The 11858-nt window shown below is 65.4% G+C and carries 9 protein-coding genes; 3 read left to right on the top strand and 6 right to left on the bottom strand.

The genetic code is table 11. The features are described 5' to 3' along the window. Nucleotides 1–358 precede the first annotated feature (358 nt). Both NKH71_RS31540 and NKH71_RS31545 read left to right on the top strand, forming a co-directional pair. On the top strand, nt 359–2386 hold the full coding sequence (locus tag NKH71_RS31540; RefSeq protein WP_352640355.1) for a hydantoinase/oxoprolinase N-terminal domain-containing protein: 2028 nt from the start codon (nt 359–361) through the stop codon (nt 2384–2386). 290 nt (nt 2387–2676) lie between these two features. Next, nucleotides 2677–4848 (top strand): malate synthase G, encoded by a 2172-nt coding sequence (locus NKH71_RS31545; protein WP_352495453.1) that lies wholly within the window; start codon nt 2677–2679, stop codon nt 4846–4848. Between the two features lie 201 nt (nt 4849–5049). Here NKH71_RS31545 and NKH71_RS31550 read toward each other — a convergent pair whose 3' ends face one another. From NKH71_RS31550 to NKH71_RS31575, 6 genes are all read right to left on the bottom strand, one after another. Next, nucleotides 5050–5358 (bottom strand): GNAT family N-acetyltransferase, encoded by a 309-nt coding sequence (locus NKH71_RS31550; protein WP_352481514.1) that lies wholly within the window; start codon nt 5356–5358, stop codon nt 5050–5052. Next, nucleotides 5241–5564, bottom strand: coding sequence for a hypothetical protein (locus tag NKH71_RS31555; RefSeq protein ID WP_352495471.1), 324 nt, complete (start codon nt 5562–5564; stop codon nt 5241–5243). The genes NKH71_RS31550 and NKH71_RS31555 overlap by 118 nt, the downstream gene beginning before the upstream one ends. Before the next feature lie 92 nt (nt 5565–5656). Continuing rightward, nucleotides 5657–7189 carry a YifB family Mg chelatase-like AAA ATPase gene (locus NKH71_RS31560; RefSeq protein ID WP_352896044.1) on the bottom strand — a complete coding sequence of 511 codons (1533 nt, stop codon included), beginning with the start codon at nt 7187–7189 and terminating at the stop codon, nt 5657–5659. A 160-nt stretch (nt 7190–7349) separates the two neighbouring features. Further along, nucleotides 7350–8291, bottom strand: coding sequence for a glutathione synthase (gene gshB, locus NKH71_RS31565; RefSeq protein ID WP_352640352.1), 942 nt, complete (start codon nt 8289–8291; stop codon nt 7350–7352). A gap of 216 nt (nt 8292–8507) precedes the next feature. Then, nucleotides 8508–8882 (bottom strand): GtrA family protein, encoded by a 375-nt coding sequence (locus tag NKH71_RS31570; protein WP_352495456.1) that lies wholly within the window; start codon nt 8880–8882, stop codon nt 8508–8510. A gap of 7 nt (nt 8883–8889) precedes the next feature. Further along, nucleotides 8890–9897 carry a glycosyltransferase gene (locus tag NKH71_RS31575; RefSeq protein WP_352896047.1) on the bottom strand — a complete coding sequence of 336 codons (1008 nt, stop codon included), beginning with the start codon at nt 9895–9897 and terminating at the stop codon, nt 8890–8892. Between the two features lie 130 nt (nt 9898–10027). On the opposite strand from NKH71_RS31575, the gene NKH71_RS31580 reads away from it, so the two are divergent. Then, complete coding sequence (locus tag NKH71_RS31580) at nt 10028–11827, top strand: GtrA family protein (RefSeq protein ID WP_352896050.1); 1800 nt, start codon at nt 10028–10030, stop codon at nt 11825–11827. The last annotated feature ends 31 nt before the right edge of the window (nt 11828–11858 follow it).

An 11858-nucleotide genomic window follows, 5' to 3' on the forward strand; every position in this document is an offset into this window, starting at 1 on the left:
CACTCCGCCAACAAGCCGTTCTGCGATGGCAGCCACAAGCGCGTGGGGTTTGTCGGGTAATTGCCAAGGTTGCGATCCGTCACACCCCCCTCTGTCCTGCCGGACATCTCCCCCTCAAGGGGGGAGATTGGCAGCTTCGCCGGCGGCCACCCTGTTTGCAGCGTTGAAAATTTGCGAGAGCGTGGGTGACACCCAATCTCCCCCCTTGAGAGGGAGATGTCCGGCAGGACAGAGGGGGGTGCTGTCCCGCCGGCATTGGGCGAGCCTGCAGCGTGTTCGCCCGTGGCCCAGCCATCGCGGCTTTATCGATCGGCCGGTATCCGCTAAGGGGCGGAGACGAATTCTCCGGACCCAAAATATGACTGCCAAGACCAAACCCTCCCCCCTGTTCCTCGGAATAGACACCGGCGGCACCTACACCGACGCCGTGTTGTGGTCTGAAGCCGGCGGCCCCGGCGGAAAAGTGCTGGCCAAGGCCAAGGCGCTGACCACCCGTCACGACCTGGCGGTCGGCATATCGGGCGCGGTCGATGCGGTGCTGCAAAAAGCCGGCACCGACCCGGCGGCGATCAAGCTGGTGTCGATGTCGACGACGCTTGCCACCAATGCGCTGGTCGAGGGCCAGGGCGGGCGCGTCGCGTTGGTGATGATCGGCTTTGCCGAAGGCGATCTGGCCCGCGACGGGCTGAAGGCGGCGCTCGGCACCGATCCGGTGGTGTTCTGCCCCGGCGGCCACGATGTCCATGGCAATGCGGCAAAACTCGATCTGTCCGGGCTGGAGGCAGCTTTGCCGGAACTGGAAAAATCGGTGTCCGGCTTTGCCGTCTGCGCCTATTTCGCCACCCGCAATCCGGCGCATGAGCTTGCCGCCCGCGACCTGATCCGCGACAGGACCGGCCTGCCGGTCACCGCCAGCCACGAGCTGTCGGCCAAGCTCGGCGGCCCGCGCCGGGCACTGACGACATTGCTCAACGCCCGGCTGATCTCGATGATCGACCGGCTGGTCGCGGCAACCGAAGGTTTTTTGGCCGCGCGCAAGATCGCCGCCCCGCTGATGGTGGTGCGCGGCGACGGCGCGCTGGTCTCGGCCGCCTTTGCCCGCCAGCGGCCGATCGAGACGATCCTGTCCGGCCCGGCCGCCAGCCTTGTCGGCGCCCGCCACATGACCGGCCTCGACAATGCCGTGGTCTCCGATATCGGCGGCACCACCACCGACGTCGCGGTGTTGGACAAGGGCCGGCCGCGGCTCGATCCGGAAGGCGCCACCGTCGGCGGCTTCCGCACCATGGTCGAGGCCGTCGCCATGCGCACTTTTGGCCTCGGCGGCGATTCCGAAGTGGCGCTGGAGGACGGCGCGCTCAACCCGAAGATCCTGCTCGGGCCGCGCCGCCTGGTGCCGCTGGCGCTGGCCGGCATGATGCATGGCGACGCGGTCACATCAGAACTGGAACGCCAGCTGCGCGCACCCAATCCCGGCCGCATGGATGGCCGCCTCGCGGTGCGCACCGGCGTGCCGGAGCGGCTCGCGGCCGGACTGACCGGTGCCGAAGCCAAGCTTTACGAGCTGATCGGTGCCGTGCCGCAGGCTCTCGACAGATTGCTGACTTCGAATGCCCAGAACGCCACCTTGAACCGGCTGGTGTCGCGCGGGCTGGTGCATGTCGCCGGCTTCACGCCGTCGGATGCCGCGCATGTGCTGGGCAGGCAGGCCAATTGGGATCTGGCTGCGGCGCGTCTGGGTGCCGAGCTGTTCGCGCGCAGGCGTGACGGCCGCGGCCAGTTCATCGCCGCCTCGCCGGAGGCGATCTCGGAACGGGTGCTGACCACGCTGACCCGCCTGTCGGCGGAAGTCATCCTCGAGACCGCCTTCGCCGAGGATGGGCTGGATGGCGCGGCGACCGTCGCCCACGCGCTGGTCCAGCGCGCCGTCGACGCCCATCCCGGCATCGCCCGGCTCAGCGTCGCGCTCGACCGTCCGGTCATCGGCCTCGGCGCCTCGGCGCCGTTGCACTATGCCGGCCTGGCCGAGCTGGTCGGCAATGACTGCGTGGTGCCTGAGGATACCGATGTGGCCAATGCGCTCGGCGCCGTCGTCGGCCAGGTCCGGGTTTCGGCCGAGGCGCGGGTCAGCCAGCCCAAGGAAGGGCTGTTCCGTGTCGCCTCAGGCGAAAGCGTGCGCGATTTCAACGACGAGGCGGCGGCGATCGCCGCGGCGGAGAGAGATGTGCGCGCTATTGCCGCCGGGCGGGCGAAGGACGCCGGCACCGACAGCGCCGAGATCGAAATCGCCAGCGAGTTCCGCGTCTCCACCGTCGAGGGCCAGCGCATGTTCATCGAGGCGCATGTCGTGGCGGTCGCGTCGGGCAGGCCAAGGATGGCGGTGTGATTAGCCGATCTCCCCCCTCGAGGGGGAGATGTCCGGCAGGACAGAGGGGGGCGCTGTCCCGCCAACGTCTCAGTCTTTCGCGGTAACACCTCAGACTTGCGGCTGGTCGTAAATGGCAAGGTCGGCGATCCTTCACGCCCCCCTCTGCCCTGCCGGGCATCTCACCCACAAGTGGGGAGATTGGCAGCTCCTGCAACGGCGAAAACGCCCTACCTTCACCTATGCCGAATTGACCCTGCAACCGCGACATGCCAAAGGCCCGGCCTAGCCTTTCGTCTGGAGAAGCCCTGATGACCGATCGCGTCGAGATCGCCGGATTGCGGATTGCCCGCGAGCTTCATCATTTTGTCGTGAACGAGGCGTTGCCGGGCACCGGCATTGAAGCGGAGGCATTCTGGAGCGGTTTTTCGGCGATCGTCCATGATCTCTCGCCAAAAAACCGGGCGCTGCTCGAAAAACGCGATGCCATGCAGGACAAGCTCGACCGCTGGTACCGCGACAATGGCGCGCCCGTCGACATGGAGGCCTACAAGAGCTTCCTCCGCGAGATCGGCTATCTCCTGCCCGAGGGGCCGGCCTTCAGCGTGACGACCGAAAATGTCGACCCGGAAATCGCGCTGGTCGCCGGGCCGCAGTTGGTGGTGCCGGTGATGAATGCGCGTTATGCGCTGAATGCCGCCAATGCGCGCTGGGGCTCACTGTATGATGCGCTCTACGGCACCGACGCCATCCCGGAGACGGACGGCGCCGAGCGAGGCAACAAATTCAATCCGGCGCGCGGCGCCAAGGTCGTCGCCTGGGCGAAAAGCTTCTTCGACGAGGCGGTGCCGCTCACGACAGGCAAATGGGCCGGCGTGAACGGGCTTTCGGTCGCCAACGGCATGTTGCGGCTGGGCGAGGGCGGCGGCGCCACCACGCTTGCCGACCCCAAGCAGTTTGCCGGCTATCGCGGCGATGCCGCCGACCCCGAAGCCGTCTTGCTGGTCAGGAATGGCTTGCACATCGAAATCGCCATCGACCGCAACAACCAGATCGGCCGCACCGATCCGGCCGGCATTGCCGATGTCGTGCTGGAATCGGCGCTGACAACCATCCAGGACTGCGAGGATTCGGTGGCGGCCGTCGATGCCGAGGATAAGGTGCTGGTCTACCGCAACTGGCTCGGCCTGATGAAGGGCGACCTGGCTGAAGAGATCACCAAGGCCGGCAAGAGCTTTGTCCGAAGGCTCAACCCCGACCGCACCTATACCGCGCCCGATGGCGGCACGCTGACCGTGCCCGGCCGCTCGCTGATGCTGGTCAGGAACGTCGGCCACCTCATGACCAATCCGGCGATATCGGACCGCGACGGCAATGAGGTGCCGGAAGGCATCATGGATGCGGCGCTGACGGCGCTGATCGCGCTGCACGATGTTGGCCCCAACGGGCGCCGCGCCAATTCTCGCGCCGGCTCGATGTATATCGTAAAACCCAAGATGCACGGGCCGGAGGAAATTGCCTTTGCCGTCGAGATTTTCGACCGCGTCGAGGCGCTGCTCGGCATGGCGAAAAACACCATCAAGATGGGCATCATGGACGAGGAGCGGCGCACCACCGTCAACCTCAAGGAGGCGATCCGCGCCGCCAGGGACCGCGTCGTCTTCATCAACACCGGCTTCCTCGACCGCACCGGCGACGAGATACATACCTCGATGGAAGCCGGCCCGATGATCCGCAAGGGCGACATGAAGCAGGCCGCCTGGATTGCCGCCTATGAAGCCTGGAACGTCGATACCGGGCTCGAATGCGGGCTGGCCGGCCACGCCCAGATCGGCAAGGGCATGTGGGCGATGCCCGACCTGATGGCGGCGATGCTGGCCGAGAAAATCGCGCACCTTAAGGCCGGCGCCAACACCGCCTGGGTGCCGTCGCCGACGGCGGCAACCCTGCACGCCACGCACTACCACAAGGTCGATGTCCAGGCCGTGCAGAAGGCGCTGAAAAGCCGGCCCAAGGCCAGGCTCGACGACATCTTGTCGGTGCCGGTAGCAAGGCGGCCGAACTGGTCGCCTGAAGACATCCAGAAGGAGCTAGACAACAACGCGCAAGGCATTCTGGGCTATGTCGTGCGCTGGATCGACCAGGGCGTTGGCTGCTCGAAAGTGCCTGACATAAACGACGTCGGCCTGATGGAGGACCGCGCCACGCTGCGCATCTCCTCGCAGCACATCGCCAATTGGCTGCATCACGGCGTCTGCACGCCCGATCAGGTCATGGAAACGATGAAACGCATGGCGGCGATCGTCGACCGCCAGAACGAAGGCGATCCACTCTACCGGCCGATGGCACCGGACTTCAACAATTCAATCGCGTTCCTCGCCGCCTGCGACCTCGTCTTCAAAGGCCGCGTCCAGCCCAACGGCTACACCGAGCCGGTGCTGCACGCGCGGCGGCTGGAACTGAAGGCGAAGCAAGGCGCCTGAAGCGAAGGCGCGGGAGCCGGCGTCCCCCTCCCCTTGAGGGCAGGGTGACCCGAAGGGCCGGGAGGGGTCCTGCATGAAGTGCGCCAACGCCCATTCTGACGATGCGCCTCAGGAAGAGGATCATCGGGGCCCAGGTTCGATTTCCAAAAATAGGGCAAGTCGAGGGACGCCGCGTCCTCCACACCGCGGCTGCCTCTAACCTCACGCGGGCGAGATCGAGCACGACATGAAAATATCGGTATGTCTGACCGGCTCCGGGGTTTCACGGAAGGGCGGGCAGGGCCTGAAGCCGAACGACTCATACACGGCAATGGCGTTTTTCATGTAGAACGTCGTGTGGATCAATACCGTCCGGATTCGGCCTTTCCGGATCTCCGCCAGCGCGGCCCCCATCAGCGCCCGGCCGATTCCTTTTCCGCGAAACGACGCGTCGACAAAAAACTTGTGAATCTCCGCCGTATGGTCGTCGAACTGGTCAAGGCGAGGCAGCCCGCCGGTAGGTTCTCCGATCGCGCGATAAACGCCATGGCATCTGGCGCGCCGAACTTCGCTGCCAGCGAACTGCCGCTCCTTTCGGGGTGGAAGATGGTCCTCACGTCCTCCTCCGAGACGCCGTAAGGCTGCACGGCGTCGACATCCCATTGTGCAAGCTTGCGGCAAAGCCCGGCCATGGTCTCGAAGTCTTCGGCACTGCGTGCCGGCGAAACAGAAATCATCCCCGCCTCAGCCCCGGTTAGGTGCATGACCGTAACATATGCGATCATCGGGCGCGAACCCGCAACCGTACTTCCAGCGAGCAGCAGAAGCACTACGCCGCCTGTGCCATCCGCTCCGAGCTCATGCGGTAGGAAATCGCCTCGGCCAGATGGATGCGGCCGACCGTTTCGCTGGCCTCGAGATCGGCCAGCGTCCGCGCCACCTTCAAGACGCGGTGGTAGGCTCTTGCCGAAAAGCCGAGCTTTTCGCTGGCGTCCCTCAGTAGCGACAGGCCGGCGGCATCGGGCATGGCGATCTCCTCGATAACCGACGGTGAGCAATGCGCGTTGGTGGTGGCGGAGGTCGCGCCGAGCCGTTCGAAACGCTCACGCTGGATCGTACGGGCACGGGCGACGCGCAGTGCCACGGCTGCACTCTTCTCCGCCCGGTCCGGCCGGATCAGATCGCTGGCCGAAACCGCCGGTACCTCGATCCTGAGATCGATGCGATCGAGCAGCGGGCCGGAAATGCGCGCCTGGTAGTCGGTGCGGCAGCGGTCGCCGCGCAGGCAGCGATAGCCCGGCTCGCCGGCCATGCCGCAACGGCACGGGTTCATCGCCGCGACAAGCTGGATACGCGCCCGATAGGTGACGCGATGATTGGCGCGCGCGATCATGCAGTCGCCGGTCTCCAGCGGCTGGCGCAGCGCATCGAGCGCCTGCGGCGAAAATTCCGGAAACTCGTCGAGGAACAGCACGCCGTGATGGGCAAGCGAGGCCTCGCCCGGCCGCACGCGCAGGCCGCCGCCGACCATCGCCGCCATCGAGGCCGAATGGTGCGGCGCGCGGAACGGCCGCCGGTCGGTCAGCTTGCCTTCGCCGAGTTCGCCGGCCACCGAGGCGATCATCGAGACTTCGAGCAATTCCTTCGGCGCAAGCGGCGGCAGGATCGACGGCAGCCGCTGGGCCAGCATCGATTTTCCCGACCCCGGCGGCCCGACCATCAGCAGATTGTGGCCGCCGGCCGCCGCCACTTCCAGCGCCCGCTTGGCGGTCTCCTGGCCCTTGATGTCGGCAAGGTCGGGCAAGTCGCGCGCCGAGGCGTGGATGCCGGCTTCCGGCCGCGACAGAACCTGCGTGCCGCGAAAATGATTGGCGATGGCGATCAGGCTGCGCGGCGCCAATATGTCGAAATCCTTGCCGGCCCACGCCGCTTCCGGCCCGCAGGCAAACGGGCAGATCAGGCCCTTGCCTTCGGCATTGGCGCCGATCGCCGCCGGCAGCGCGCCGGCCACCGCGGCAATGGTGCCGTCGAGCGATAATTCGCCAAGCACGACATAGCCGGCCAGCATGTCGCCCGGAATGGCGCCGAGTGCCGCCATCAAACCGAGCGCGATCGGCAGATCGTAATGGCTGCCCTCCTTGGGCAGGTCGGCAGGCGCCAGATTGACGGTGACCTTCTTCGACGGCATCGACAGGCCGGATGCATGCAGCGCCGCCTGCACCCGCTCGCGGCTTTCGGCTACAGCCTTGTCGGCCAGGCCGACGATGTGCATGTTGACCTTGCCCGGCGCGATCATCACCTGCACGTCGACCGGCACGGCCTCGATGCCCTGGAAAGCAACCGTGCGAACCCGCGCCACCATGTCTTCACCCCGGCTGCAGGCTTGCCCCAAGCCCTTGCGATCATGCCGCGAACGGCGTCACCGGAGACAACCACAGATTTCCGGCGAAGGCAAGAACATTTGGGGAACGGCTGAACGCAGCGGCTCCAATGGGTTGCAACGCGGCCGCTCCGAAGCGAGACTAGTTACGCTTGCCCTCCACCGCATCCCAGAACAGGCTGGCGATGTCGGCGCCGCCGAAGCGCTTCACTTCCCGTATGCCGGTCGGTGAGGTCACGTTGATCTCGGTCATGTAGTCGCCGATGACGTCGATGCCGACGAGGATGAAGCCGCGCTCCCTCAGCCACGGGCCGATGCGGGCACAGATCTCGCGTTCGCGCTCTGTCAGCTCGGTCTTTTCGGCGCGGCCGCCGACATGCATGTTGGAGCGCGAATCGTGCTCGGCCGGCACGCGGTTGATGGCGCCGACCGGCTCGCCGTCAATCAGGATGATGCGTTTGTCGCCGGCGCGCACCTCCTTGAGGTAGCGCTGCACGATGTAGGGTTCGCGGAACATCTGGCCGAACATTTCGAGCAGCGAGGCGAGGTTGCGGTCGGCCTCGTGCAGGTGGAAGATGCCGGCGCCGCCATTGCCGTAGAGCGGCTTGACGATGATGTCGCCAAACTCCTTGCGGAAGGCGGCGACTTCGAGCGGATCCTTGGTGATCAGCGTGTCCGGCATCAGGTCGGGAAATTCGGTGACGAAGATCTTTTCCGGGCTGTTGCGCACCCAGGCCGGGTCGTTGACCACCAGCGTCTTCGGATGGATGCGCTCGAGGATATGCGTGGTGGTGATGTAGTTCATGTCGAAGGGCGGATCCTGCCGCAAAAGGATGACGTCCATCTCCGAAAGATCGGTACGGATTTCTTCGCCCAGTGAATAATGGCTGCCCTTCTCGTCGCGGACCTGCATCGCCTCGATGCGGGCAAACACCTTGCCGTCGCGCAGCGACAGCCGGTCGGGCGTGTAGTGGAACAGCTGGTGGCCGCGCCGCTGCGCTTCCAGCGACAGCGCAAACGACGTGTCGCCGGCAATCGACACGGTGGAGATGTGGTCCATCTGGACGGCGACTTTCAGGGGCATGGCAGCTCTCCGGCGCACTTGCAGCGATCCACTTGGATGCACAAAGTACGCTCCAACACTTTTGAATCCATGCATCGTGCTGTCCGAAAATCGATTCCGATTTTCGCGCCGATGCATCGACGACAGCGATATAAGGAAATCGGCGGCTTCTGCCAATCGGCCAAGGTCATGATGAGGCTGCGCTTCCTTTGGCGCAGATCCCAATGCGATGTGCCGTCAGCGATCGAAGACCAGCTTGGAATAGCCGAGGAAGGACAGCGCCATGGCAATCAGCGAGGCGACCGCAAGGGCGATGAGCGGCGACACCGTCGGCAGCGCGAACAGGATGGCGCAATAGACGAGATAATTGACGACGCTGGTGGCAATGCCGACGCCGCCATAGCGTGCGCCCTCTTGCGCGATGCCGCGGCTGGAAGGCGAAAACGTCAGATGGCGGTTGATCAACCAGGTGACGGACAGGGCAAAACCGATCGAAATGATGCGAGCCGCGAATGGTCCGAGCGGCGCTATCGTCAGCACCAGCCAAAGCGCCGCCGCGTCGGCGACGAAGCCGATGCCGCCGGCGAAAATGAAGCGGGCGAGGCGTCCCATTCAGGCTCTAGGCCGCGCGCGGGGTCTTGCCCGGTCCGGCCTTCAAAGTCGCGAGGGCGCTTGCACGTTCACGTTCGACGCGACCGGAAGGCATCGACAGATAGAAGATGCGCTTCTGCTCGGCCCGGCCGCGCGACACCGAATCGAGGATTACCCCGGTCACCGCCGCCAGCATCGACAGCAGCAGCAGCCCGACCGACAGCACCCAGGTCGGCATGCGCGGCACAAGCCCGGTTTCGGCGAACTCGATCAGCACCGGCGCCATCAGGAACAGGCTCGATGCCAGGAAGAACACCGAAAAAGCGCCGAAGAAACGCAGCGGCTGTGTCTCCTTCATCAGCATGGCGAACATCCACAGGATCTTCGCGCCGTCGCGAAAGGTCGACAGCTTCGACGAGGAGCCTTCCGGCCGGCGGCCATAGTCGAGCCCGATCTCGCTGACCGGCAATTTGAGCTGCGAGGCGTGCACCGACATTTCGGTCTCGATCTCGAAACCGCCGGAAACGGCGGGAAAGCTCTTGACGAAGCGCCTGGTGAAGGCGCGGTACCCCGAGAAGATATCGGTAAAGTCCGAGCCGAACAGCCGCTTGTAGAGGCTGTTGAAGATGCGGTTGCCGAAGCCATGGCCAGTCCTGCCGGCATCGTCGGCGACGCCGCGCCTGGTGCCCACCACCATGTCGGAGCGCTCGGTCAGCAGCGTGTTGATCAGTTGCGGCGCGTCCTCCGGCGCATAGGTGCCGTCGCCGTCGGCCATCAGGTAGATGTCGGCCTCGATGTCGGCGAACATGCGGCGCACGACATTGCCTTTGCCCTGGCGCGGCTCGCGCACCACGATGGCGCCGGCGGCGCGGGCTCGGAGCGCCGTCAGATCGCGCGAATTGTTGTCGTAGACATATATCGCGGCGGCAGGCAGCGTCTCGCGAAAGCGCCGCACCACTTCGCCGATCGTCAGCTCCTCATTGTAGCAAGGCAGGAGCACGGCGATGCTCGGCTCATGGCGCACTTCTTGTGGCATTTTCGTCTCCGGATGCCCTGTGAGGTCCCTGACCGCTCAAACGCCGGCCTCGCTCGGGGCGGCTTTACTATTTATTGAAGCTGTTAAGGCTAGGTTTAAACCGCCCCGTATTCCTTCCAAAGGTCCTGATATGAGCACAGCCGACGATGGCGCCTCCATTTGGAGGTCCGATATCGCGCTGGCGCTGCTTGCCACGCTGCTGGCGCTTGCCGTCAATGCCTTTGCCGGTTTCCCGGAACTGACCAATGCCGGCGGCGACAACGACAATCTGCTGCGCCTTGTCGAAGTTCGCGACATGCTGGCCGGCCAAAGCTGGTTCGATCTGCACCAGTACAGGATGGGCCTGGAAGGCGGCTTCGTCATGCACTGGTCGCGGCTGGTCGATGCGCCGATCGCCGCCATCACGGCCGTGTCGGCCCTGACCGGGAGCACGGTCTTTGCCGAGAATTTTGCGCAAGTGCTGTGGCCGGCGCTGCTCTTTTGCCTGACCGTGTTTTTCACCGCTCGCACCGCGCGCAGCTTTGCTGGTGACGGCGCCGTGCTGCCCGCTGTCGTCGTCGGCGCCGCCGCACTGCACTTCCTCGGCATTTTTTCGCCTGGCGCGCTCGATCACCACAATGTCCAGCTGATGCTGAGCATGGCCAGCCTGAGCCTTCTGCTTGAAGCGCCGTTGCGCAGGCCGGCGGCACTACTCTCCGGCCTGTGCGCCGGATTGATGCTGGCCGTCGGCATGGAAACCGCGCCTTATGTCGCCACCATCGGCGCCTCTGTCGCCACGCTGTTTGCCCTCGACGCCGATGGCGAGAGGCCGATTGCCAGGGATTTCGGCCTCGGCTTTGCCGGCGTGTCCGCTCTCGTCTTTGTCGCCACCATCGCACCGTCCGCCTGGGGTCAGGCGCAATGCGACGCCTTCTCGACCGTGCAGTTCGTCGTCGCAGCGATTGCCGGAACCGGCCTTGCGGCGATAGCGTCGGTCGAGCCCGCTGGCCGCACGCGCCAACGGCGCATCGCCTCGCTTGGCCTGCTTGCCCTGATGTTGGCCGCAGTCGTCGTCTTTTTGTTCCCGCAATGCCTGGCAGCGCCCTATGCCAACCTCGATCCGCGCCTCAAGGAGCTATGGCTTGATCACATCGACGAGGCGCAATCGCTGTTCAAGCTTCTCGCTGAAGATCCGGCCGGGGTGGTGGCGCGCTATGCTACGCCGCTCATCGCGCTCGTGCTGATGGCGCTTCGCCTTGGCCGTGGCGGCTGGCGGCGGCAGGACAGCCTTGTCGGCACGCTGCTTGTCGTGGCCTTCATCGTCAGTGCCTGGCAGGTGCGCGGTTCGACATTCTCGATCGCCTTCGCCGTCATCCCGCTTGCTGCCTGGATTGCCAAATGGCGTCAACGGGCCGAGGCCAGCCCGTCGCGCGGCGTGGCGCTGCGCATGGCCGCCGTCTGGCTGGTTTCGGTGAATGCCGTCTGGACTGGGGCTGCCGCGGCGACCTCGGTCGCCTTCGAGGACAGCAATACCGCCGCCGATAATGGCGACGGCGCCGATGTCGCTTGCCAGCGCATGGCCTCCTTTGCGGCGCTTGGCCGCCTGCCCGGCACCACGGTGCTGGCAATTTCCAATCTCGGATCGCCGATCCTGGCCTATTCCGGACACCGCGTCTTCGCCGGGCCTTATCATCGCAACGTCGCCGGCAACCTGCTGGCGCTCGATGCCTTCCTTGGGTCCGATGCCGATGCCAGGACAATCCTGGCGGATCATCACGTCGGCCTCGTCGCATTGTGCCCCGGCAGCCCCGAAAGCAAGCTCCTCGCCGCCAAGGCGCCGGCAGGTTTTCTCGCCGGGTTGATGCGCGGCAGCGTACCGGAATGGCTTGAGCCGGTTGCCAGGACCAGCGGAGCCGCCGTCGAATTGTACCACGTCCGGCTGGGCGGCTGATCGATCGGGGGCGCGTGCGGCCTTTTGTCGG

It is taken from the genome of Mesorhizobium sp. M0983 (genome assembly GCF_040318975.1).
In the GTDB taxonomy this organism is placed as follows: Bacteria; Pseudomonadota; Alphaproteobacteria; order Rhizobiales; family Rhizobiaceae; genus Mesorhizobium.

Excerpts from the sequence above, each read along its gene's own strand:
- NKH71_RS31560 (WP_352896044.1), bottom strand. The coding sequence starts at position 7,189 with ATGGTGGCGCGGGTTCGCACGGTTGCTTTCCAGGGCATCGAGGCCGTG.
- gshB (WP_352640352.1), bottom strand. The coding sequence starts at position 8,291 with ATGCCCCTGAAAGTCGCCGTCCAGATGGACCACATCTCCACCGTGTCG.
- NKH71_RS31545 (WP_352495453.1), top strand. The coding sequence starts at position 2,677 with ATGACCGATCGCGTCGAGATCGCCGGATTGCGGATTGCCCGCGAGCTT.
- NKH71_RS31555 (WP_352495471.1), bottom strand. The coding sequence starts at position 5,564 with ATGATTTCTGTTTCGCCGGCACGCAGTGCCGAAGACTTCGAGACCATG.
- NKH71_RS31540 (WP_352640355.1), top strand. The coding sequence starts at position 359 with ATGACTGCCAAGACCAAACCCTCCCCCCTGTTCCTCGGAATAGACACC.
- NKH71_RS31580 (WP_352896050.1), top strand. The coding sequence starts at position 10,028 with ATGAGCACAGCCGACGATGGCGCCTCCATTTGGAGGTCCGATATCGCG.
- NKH71_RS31570 (WP_352495456.1), bottom strand. The coding sequence starts at position 8,882 with ATGGGACGCCTCGCCCGCTTCATTTTCGCCGGCGGCATCGGCTTCGTC.
- NKH71_RS31575 (WP_352896047.1), bottom strand. The coding sequence starts at position 9,897 with ATGCCACAAGAAGTGCGCCATGAGCCGAGCATCGCCGTGCTCCTGCCT.